The sequence below is a fragment of the Exiguobacterium sp. ZOR0005 genome (assembly GCF_000798975.1).
In the GTDB taxonomy this organism is placed as follows: Bacteria; Bacillota; Bacilli; order Exiguobacteriales; family Exiguobacteriaceae; genus Exiguobacterium; species Exiguobacterium aurantiacum.
Genome location: NZ_JTLB01000040.1, coordinates 1 through 7,556, shown reverse-complemented (window position 1 = coordinate 7,556; position 7,556 = coordinate 1). Strand labels below are relative to the sequence as shown.

The window sequence follows — 7,556 nt, the reverse complement described above, 5'->3', positions numbered from 1 at the left end:
AGACGCGACAACGTTGAACGTTCCGTCGCCGAGTCCGACGAGGAGCGGCGACTTGTTCTTGCCGATATAGAGGCGCTCTTGGTCCTCTGAGTCAATCATCGCGATCGCGTACGAGCCGTGAAGTTCAGCGAGCGTCTTCCGGAACGCCGATTCGACGTCGCCGAGCGCGACGAAGTTCTTCTCCATCAACTGGACGATGACTTCCGTATCCGTTTCCGAGAGAAACGGGACGTCGAGCGTCGCCTTGAGCTGCTCGTCGTTCTCGATGACGCCGTTGTGGACGAGCGTGAAGCGGCCCGTCGTGCTCTGGTGCGGGTGGGCGTTCGGGACGCTCGGCACCCCGTGTGTCGCCCAACGTGTGTGGCCGATTCCAATCGTGCCGTCTACTTCTGCTGGGACGATTTCGCGTAGCGCGGCGATGCGACCGACTTCCTTATGAACGTTGACACCATCTTGCATCAACGCAAGGCCAGCCGAGTCATAGCCGCGGTACTCGAGTTTCTCAAGACCTTTGAGAAGGATTTCCTTCGCTCCGGCATTCCCAATCATTCCTACAATTCCACACATAAACAATTCTCCTCTATATTCGATTTCTCGAAAAAGGAAACGGGCTTTTTCAAAGAGCTGTCATCGCCTTTCACTTTGTCCGTCCGGTCGCCCGGGCGTTTTAATGAAAGACTCTTAGTCGTGACAGGCGACTAGAAGGCATCCGCCGAAAATCTCGATCACCTTCGTCCTCGTCAACTCCGCAGAGTTCTGGCGCTTTCTCGTACTTTGTGCCCCTCCGTTTCTAAGGTCACGCTCTTAATAGTACAAATCACACCCCCATTCGTCAAGAAAATCACAAGATTTCGCAGTGACAAAACGGAAACAAAAAGGGAACCCAAAGTTGGATTCCCTTGTGTTATTCCCTGTTTGGATAAAATTATCCTTCTACACCGTAATCTTCGCGCACGACTTGTGCGATTTTCTCGACGTAGCGTTCACATTCTTCTTTTGTCGGTGCTTCCGCCATGACACGAACGAGCGGCTCCGTGCCCGACGCACGAACGAGGATACGACCGTTCCCGTTCATTTCTGCTTCCGCGTCTTGTATCGTCGCGAGGACACGCTCACCGTTCATCGCATCGTTTTTATCCGTGACGCGGATGTTGACGAGTTTTTGCGGGTACACTGGCATCTCCGCTGCGAGTTCAGACAGCTTGCGTCCTGTCGATTTGACGATTTGGGCAAGCTGGACGCCTGAGAGCATCCCGTCGCCTGTCGTCGAGTGATCGAGGAAGATGAGGTGACCCGACTGCTCGCCACCGAGCGTGTAGTTGTGTTTCTTCATCTCTTCGACGACGTAGCGATCGCCGACCGCTGTTTGAAGCGCCGTCATGCCCGCTTCTTCAACTGCTTTGTGGAAGCCAAGGTTGCTCATGACCGTCGCGACAATCGTATTGTCTTTCAAACGGCCCTGCTCGCTCAAATACTTCCCACAAATATACATGATCATGTCGCCATCGACGACGTCACCGTTCTCGTCGATCGCAATCAAGCGGTCGCCGTCGCCGTCAAACGCAAGACCCATATCCGCACCTTTTTCACGTACGAATTCAGCCAAATGTTCCGGATGCGTCGAACCGACGCCTTCATTGATGTTCAAACCGTTCGGCGAGTTCCCAATCGTCGAGACGTTCGCTTCAAGGTCTGCGAACAAACGAGCAGCAAGTCCGCTCGTCGCGCCGTGGGCACAGTCGAGGGCGATATGGAGACCATCGAGGTCTTCATCGACCGTCTGTTTCAACATTTGAAGGTACTTTTGGGCGCCTTCATAGTAGTCAGAAACGAAGCCGAGGTCTTTCCCGACCGGACGCGGTAACGTGTCTTCCGCTGCGTCTAAAATGTCTTCAATCTCCGCTTCGGTTGCGTCATCGAGTTTGAAGCCGTCGCTGCCGAAGAACTTAATGCCGTTATCGGCGACCGGGTTGTGTGACGCTGAAATCATGACACCCGCAGTCGCGTCGAGCGACTTCGTTAAATAAGCGACACCAGGTGTCGAGATGACACCGAGACGCATCACTTCCGCCCCGATCGACAAAAGACCTGCGATGAGCGCCCCTTCAAGCATGTGGCCAGAAATACGTGTGTCTCGGCCAATTAATACTTTCGGCTGTTCACCGGCCGGTAGGTGCTTTGATAACACGTATCCACCGGCTCGTCCTAAACGATATGCTAGTTCTGCTGTCAATTCTGAGTTCGCGACGCCGCGGACTCCATCTGTTCCAAAATATTTACCCATGTATGCATTTCCTCACTTTTGTATGATTGAACGTCTTATTGTAGCGAAGACGTCTCTGTTTCGTCATCGACGCTCTTCAGTTCGACATCGATTGTTTTTGGCGAGACGACGGTCACACCTTTCGGCACTTCGTAGTCGACGTCAACCCCATGCAACCCGCTCGGAAGACCAGTCAAGTCGAGGGTGACGTTTATACTGTTTGACGTGATGCTTTCTAGGAGCGAACGCTTGCCGGATAACGTCACACTGACGACATCCGGGACCCGGAGCGTATAGTTTGTCCGGTCATAGCCCCTCACCGTCACGGGAACCGTTAAACGCACCCGCTCGGTCAGTTCACCCGTATCATCTCGCGTGTCATCGATGCCGCGAATAAGTAATTGAACGTCAACTTCTTTTTGATCGAGCGCCGTTGCCCCTTCCGGTAGTCGAAGCGTCGTCGTCACTTTACCACTCTTGTCCAGTTCATCCAAATCAATCGGCGCCGTTTCGACGCTTTCGATTCCTTCCAACACTTCAAGAGGCGCAAATACTCGTACTTCCGTATCAGCGAGCAACGTATCAACGAGTCTGAATTCATCAGCGACTTCTCCGGTCGTGACTGCCTCGATCGGGATAATCGCACTTTGTTCGTATACAGGGACGGTCACACGAATGATGTTCGGCTCCACCGTCACGTTTAGCGGGTTGCCGTTCGCATCTAAAATCGTCGGTGACAATTCCCGGGTAAACGTTTGGCCCTGATTGGCGACATCGACGTTCAACGTGATCTCTTTCACGTTTTGGATTCGACTCGCTCCTCCTGACACGTTCACCGTCGTCGGTTCGATTTCGGCATCCCCGACGACAAGCCCTTCCGGTAACTGATCCTTGTTCAACAAGTTAACAGACACCGGCACTTCAACCGTCTGTTTGCGGTCGATATAAATTTCAACGGTGTCGCGTTCAAGCTTGACGTTCACATCCCCGCCAAAGCCACGTGCTTCTACTGGGACACGATGAAACCCGGTGCCAAGGTTCGTCAAATCGACGAACACTTGATAATCTTTCACCAATCGCGTCATTGTCAAACTACTAGATGGACCTTGGAGCTCGACACTCATTTCTTCCGGTACGTTGTACGCCACGTACTGGACCTCATCGAAGAACACCTCTACCGGCACATCGAGCGACATCGAACTCTGTCCGACAATCGGTAAGGCGCTCGACGAACCCGTCGACGAACTCGTCTCGGCGACCATAAAATAGAGGAGGATGGCTAAAGCAAGTGCAATGATGCGGAGAAACCATTTATGTTGTAACCACTGATCAATCACTTACTTGTCCCCTCCTTTCTTATTGAAGAACGAGAGCGTCGTCTCTTTTTCTTCGATGACGAGTTCTTGAATTAACTTGTTACGGAGCGCCTCCTCGTCTAATTCACGATAAAGACGTCCCGCGATGGCAAGTGAAACCGCTCCTGTCTCTTCCGACACAGTCAGCGTCACACTGTCCGTCACTTCACTCACACCGATGGCAGCCCGGTGACGTGTCCCGAGTGCCTTGTCGATGTGTGGACTTTCCGATAGCGGCAAATAACAAGCCGCCGCTGCGATTTTTCCGTCTTGAATGATCATCGCCCCGTCGTGAAGTGGGGTGTTCGGGATGAACAAGTTGATGATCAGTTGTGACGTGATATGCGAGTCCATGCGGATACCGGTCTCGACATACTCATTCAACCCGGTGTCGCGCTCGATGGCAATCAACGCCCCGATCCGTCGTTTCGACATGTATTGCGCCGAACTGACGATCGCTTCAATCATTTGACGTTGCTTATCCTCATCGCTCGTGCTCGTCCGACCAAACAGATTGCTCGTTCGACCTAAATGTTCAAGCCCGCGGCGGAGTTCCGGTTGGAAGATGATAATAATCCCAAGTAACCCGTATGTGATCACTTGATTCAGTAAGAACTGTAACGTCTTCAGTCCAAAGAACCCGCTGAGGAACCAACTGACGAGGATGATCGAGATCCCTTTGATCAGTTGTACCGCTTTTGTCCCACGGACGATCATCATCAATTTATAGATGACGTACGTGACGACGACGATATCTAAAACGTCATTCAAATAATCGTACCAATGTACGTTCTCTGAAAGACTAAAAAATGATAAGAATGAAACCTGTTCAAGTAGCGGCAAATGCTCCCCTCCTCAACTACCTAGCCAATTATGCAAACTTCATTATATCACATTTCCAAAACGACGCATCGCCTCGTGATAAAACGAAACTAGATTGAAATGAATAAAAGACGCCACAACGGGCGCCTTTAGAACAACTGTTTGATGGAATACCAAATCCACTCGAAGATCCGATCGATTTGTTCGAGTTCACCCGTCACTTCTCCGGCACTCGCCAAATAAGCACGACCATGGACGGCCGTCGCATTGCCCTCGACTTTTCCTTCTACTCGAAGGTTGCCGCCTTGGACGGTGATGTCTCGTTCGATCGTGACACCTTCCGGTACGATGACCTCGTTCGCCGTCACGACGATGCCAGGCACTTTCGTATACGTCATCGTTTCCGTTGACCCGTTCCAAAGTCCGAGCGTCGCGCTCGACATCAAACTGAAGAAAAGTACAGCCGCGATTAGTCCAGGATGTTTCCGGAACCACGTCATCTGTCTTGAATGCCCACGCCTTACTTTCTTTGTCGGTGGCCGCTCTTGTGGAGCAGGCGCGACGTGCAGCGGGCGCGCTTTCGCATCAGGCAAAGCAGCCATCACCCGAGCGGTGAAATCTTCGGACAACTTCGGTCGCGGCAGTGCTTTCAGTTCGGCATCTATTCGTTCGTACTGGAGGTAAGCCTCGTATAAGGTATCGTCCTCGAGTAATTGACGTAATTCGTCAGATTCTTCGGGCAGGATGCCATCTTCCAAATATTGTTGCAGTTTTTCTTCAGGAGTCAATTGAACCCCTCCCTGTTTTGAAAGATTGTTTTTAACATTTCTCTTCCCCGGAAGATCCTTGTTTTAACCGTTGCAACCGGCATATCGATCATCACGCTAATTTCTTTGAGCGATAAATCATCCACGTACTTTAACAGTAACGGGATTCGATACTTATCAGGCAATTGTTTGATCGCCTCATGCATCTCGCCTCGAATTTCGCGGTGTACGACTAGGGCGTCGGGTTGAGGTGCGTCGTCAGCTAAGTGGTCTTGATATGTGAGACCCTCGGTACCAGCGATTTCAGCATCCATCGAATACTCCGGTTTACGTTTGCGGAGGCGATCGATGGCGACGTTCGTCGCAATCCGGTACAACCACGTTTTGAACTTATATTGCGGATCGTACGTCTCAATCCGTGTGTAGGCTCGAATGAACGTCTCTTGGGCAGCGTCCTCGGCTTCGCCACGGTCAAAAAGAATCTTATAGGCGACAGCAAAGACACCATCCTTGTACAGTTCTACCAGTTCAGCAAACGAATCGTGATTCCCCGACCTCAATTCGTCGACCAAACGGGTGGTCAGCCGTTCCATCGATCCACTCTCCCTCTCCGCGACTATGCGGTTATCCCTCTATACGTGCCACTCGTCCATTAAGTTTCAACTTCACTAAAAAAAGTTTCCAAACCCATTGTAACAAATGGATTTGGAAACCGTAAGGGAAGTTAAGCAATTCAACTTTCCAGTAACAGGTTTTCTTTGGATTTCACAATCGTCTCGCAAAGTGCGAACGCCAACTGTGCCGTCTTGTCTTCTACGTCAAGGGACGGGTTCAATTCAACGAGCTCGATCGCAATCAATTCGTTTGCCGTCATCGCCTCGGCGACGATCGCCTTGCCTTCTTCGGTGGTCAATCCCCCATCGACCGGTGTCCCGGTCCCCGCGACGAGGCTCGCATCAAAGCTATCCATGTCAAAGCTGACATAAAAACGACCGACACGTTCACGTAAATAGGCGATGGCCTCTTTCATGGTCACGTCCGCACCGCGCGTGCGAACTTCTTCGACCGTGATGACTTTAATGCCGAGTCGGTTGATTTCACGGATTTCCCCTTCATCGATATCGCGAAGTCCGATATAGACCAAGTGCTCCGGCGCAAGTTTACGGTCTCTTCCCCCGACCTCCGTCAACCGAACATCGCCCATCCCCATGGCGGCCGCAAGCGGCATCCCGTGTATATTGCCCGAAGGTGATGTCTCGCCTGTATTCAAATCCGCATGGGCATCTACCCAAATAACGCCATATGGTCCAGTTTGTGCGAGACCCGCAAGCGTACCGATCGCCATACTATGGTCGCCCCCGACAATCAACGGGAAACGATTCGCTTGAATTTCTTCATGGACTACTTCCGCGAGTTCATTGACCGTGTATAACACCCCATCAACCCGTTTCAAGTGCTCTTCATTCTCACGAATCTCTGATTCTGGCAACACACGAACCGATCGTTTTTGGGTGCCTTCAGGCAGTAACGCCTCTAATCCGAGCTCCCGTAGCTTTGTCGGACCTTGATCGACTCCGTGTTTCCCCTGTCCATAACGGAGCGGTACTTCAATATATGACCATTGCATAGCCATTCCCCCTTGACCGATTAATGCCTTTATTGTAAACGCTATCAATCGCATGGTTCAACTGCACAGGAACGTGTATAAACATACAAAAAAGGCAGCCTGAATGGTGGCAGGCTGCCTCTCTCTGTACTCTTAAGTGAATGGTTCATGGTTTTAGGCAAAAAAAAACTTAAGTCGTAAGTAACTTAAGAAAAAAACAAATGGTGGAGCCTAGCGGGATCGAACCGCTGACCTCCTGCGTGCAAGGCAGGCGCTCTCCCAGCTGAGCTAAGGCCCCGTAAAGGGAATAATATGGAGCGGAAGACGGGATTCGAACCCGCGACCCCGACCTTGGCAAGGTCGTATTCTACCACTGAACTACTTCCGCAAAAAAATGAGCCATGCAGGGCTCGAACCTGCGACCCTCTGATTAAAAGTCAGATGCTCTACCAACTGAGCTAATGGCTCAAACCTGGTGGGGGGGGGCGGATTCGAACCGCCGAACCCGAGGGAGCGGATTTACAGTCCGCCGCGTTTAGCCACTTCGCTACCCCCCCAAGGAGTGCCGGCGAAAGGATTCGAACCCTCGACCCTCTGATTACAAGTCAGATGCTCTACCAACTGAGCTACACCGGCATATATGGTTTGATTAGTTAATGAAAAAAATGGTGGAGGATGACGGGATCGAACCGCCGACCCCCTGCTTGTAAGGCAGGTGCTCTCCCAGCTGAGCTAATCCTCCA

At 51.6% G+C, this 7,556-nt stretch carries 6 protein-coding genes, 6 tRNA genes and 1 pseudogene; all 13 read right to left on the bottom strand.

Annotated elements, in window-relative coordinates; translation table 11 throughout:
• A pseudogene (locus tag L971_RS14575) lies at window positions 1-567 on the bottom strand (glutamine--fructose-6-phosphate aminotransferase); the annotation flags it as partial.
• A 358-nt stretch (window positions 568-925) separates the two neighbouring features.
• The gene (gene glmM, locus L971_RS14570) at window positions 926-2,284 is read right to left on the bottom strand and encodes a phosphoglucosamine mutase (protein WP_024372446.1); all 1,359 of its coding nucleotides are present in this window, start codon (window positions 2,282-2,284) and stop codon (window positions 926-928) included.
• A gap of 35 nt (window positions 2,285-2,319) precedes the next feature.
• On the bottom strand, window positions 2,320-3,600 hold the full coding sequence (locus tag L971_RS14565; protein ID WP_047376475.1) for a YbbR-like domain-containing protein: 1,281 nt from the start codon (window positions 3,598-3,600) through the stop codon (window positions 2,320-2,322).
• Window positions 3,601-4,461 (bottom strand): diadenylate cyclase CdaA, encoded by an 861-nt coding sequence (cdaA, locus tag L971_RS14560; RefSeq protein WP_024372448.1) that lies wholly within the window; start codon window positions 4,459-4,461, stop codon window positions 3,601-3,603.
• Window positions 4,462-4,589: 128 nt separating this feature from the next.
• Window positions 4,590-5,228: a hypothetical protein gene (locus L971_RS14555; RefSeq protein WP_024372449.1), complete on the bottom strand. Its 639-nt coding sequence runs from the start codon at window positions 5,226-5,228 to the stop codon at window positions 4,590-4,592.
• Window positions 5,225-5,800 (bottom strand): RNA polymerase sigma factor SigW, encoded by a 576-nt coding sequence (gene sigW, locus L971_RS14550; protein WP_024372450.1) that lies wholly within the window; start codon window positions 5,798-5,800, stop codon window positions 5,225-5,227. The genes L971_RS14555 and sigW overlap by 4 nt, the downstream gene beginning before the upstream one ends.
• Window positions 5,801-5,940: 140 nt before the next feature.
• Complete coding sequence (gene rocF, locus L971_RS14545; protein ID WP_029334052.1) at window positions 5,941-6,834, bottom strand: arginase; 894 nt, start codon at window positions 6,832-6,834, stop codon at window positions 5,941-5,943.
• A gap of 201 nt (window positions 6,835-7,035) precedes the next feature.
• A tRNA-Ala gene (locus L971_RS14540) sits at window positions 7,036-7,111 on the bottom strand.
• Window positions 7,112-7,126: 15 nt separating this feature from the next.
• Window positions 7,127-7,201, bottom strand: a tRNA-Gly gene (locus L971_RS14535).
• A gap of 7 nt (window positions 7,202-7,208) precedes the next feature.
• Window positions 7,209-7,281 (bottom strand) — tRNA-Lys (locus L971_RS14530).
• Window positions 7,282-7,286: 5 nt separating this feature from the next.
• A tRNA-Tyr gene (locus L971_RS14525) sits at window positions 7,287-7,370 on the bottom strand.
• Window positions 7,371-7,376: 6 nt separating this feature from the next.
• Window positions 7,377-7,449, bottom strand: a tRNA-Thr gene (locus tag L971_RS14520).
• Between the two features lie 30 nt (window positions 7,450-7,479).
• Window positions 7,480-7,555: transfer RNA gene (locus L971_RS14515), tRNA-Val, on the bottom strand.
• Window position 7,556 lies beyond the last annotated feature (1 nt).

Bases quoted from the DNA above. Each gene is read 5' to 3' on its own strand.
- glmM (WP_024372446.1), bottom strand. From the start codon at position 2,284: ATGGGTAAATATTTTGGAACAGATGGAGTCCGCGGCGTCGCGAACTCA.
- sigW (WP_024372450.1), bottom strand. From the start codon at position 5,800: ATGGAACGGCTGACCACCCGTTTGGTCGACGAATTGAGGTCGGGGAAT.
- rocF (WP_029334052.1), bottom strand. From the start codon at position 6,834: ATGCAATGGTCATATATTGAAGTACCGCTCCGTTATGGACAGGGGAAA.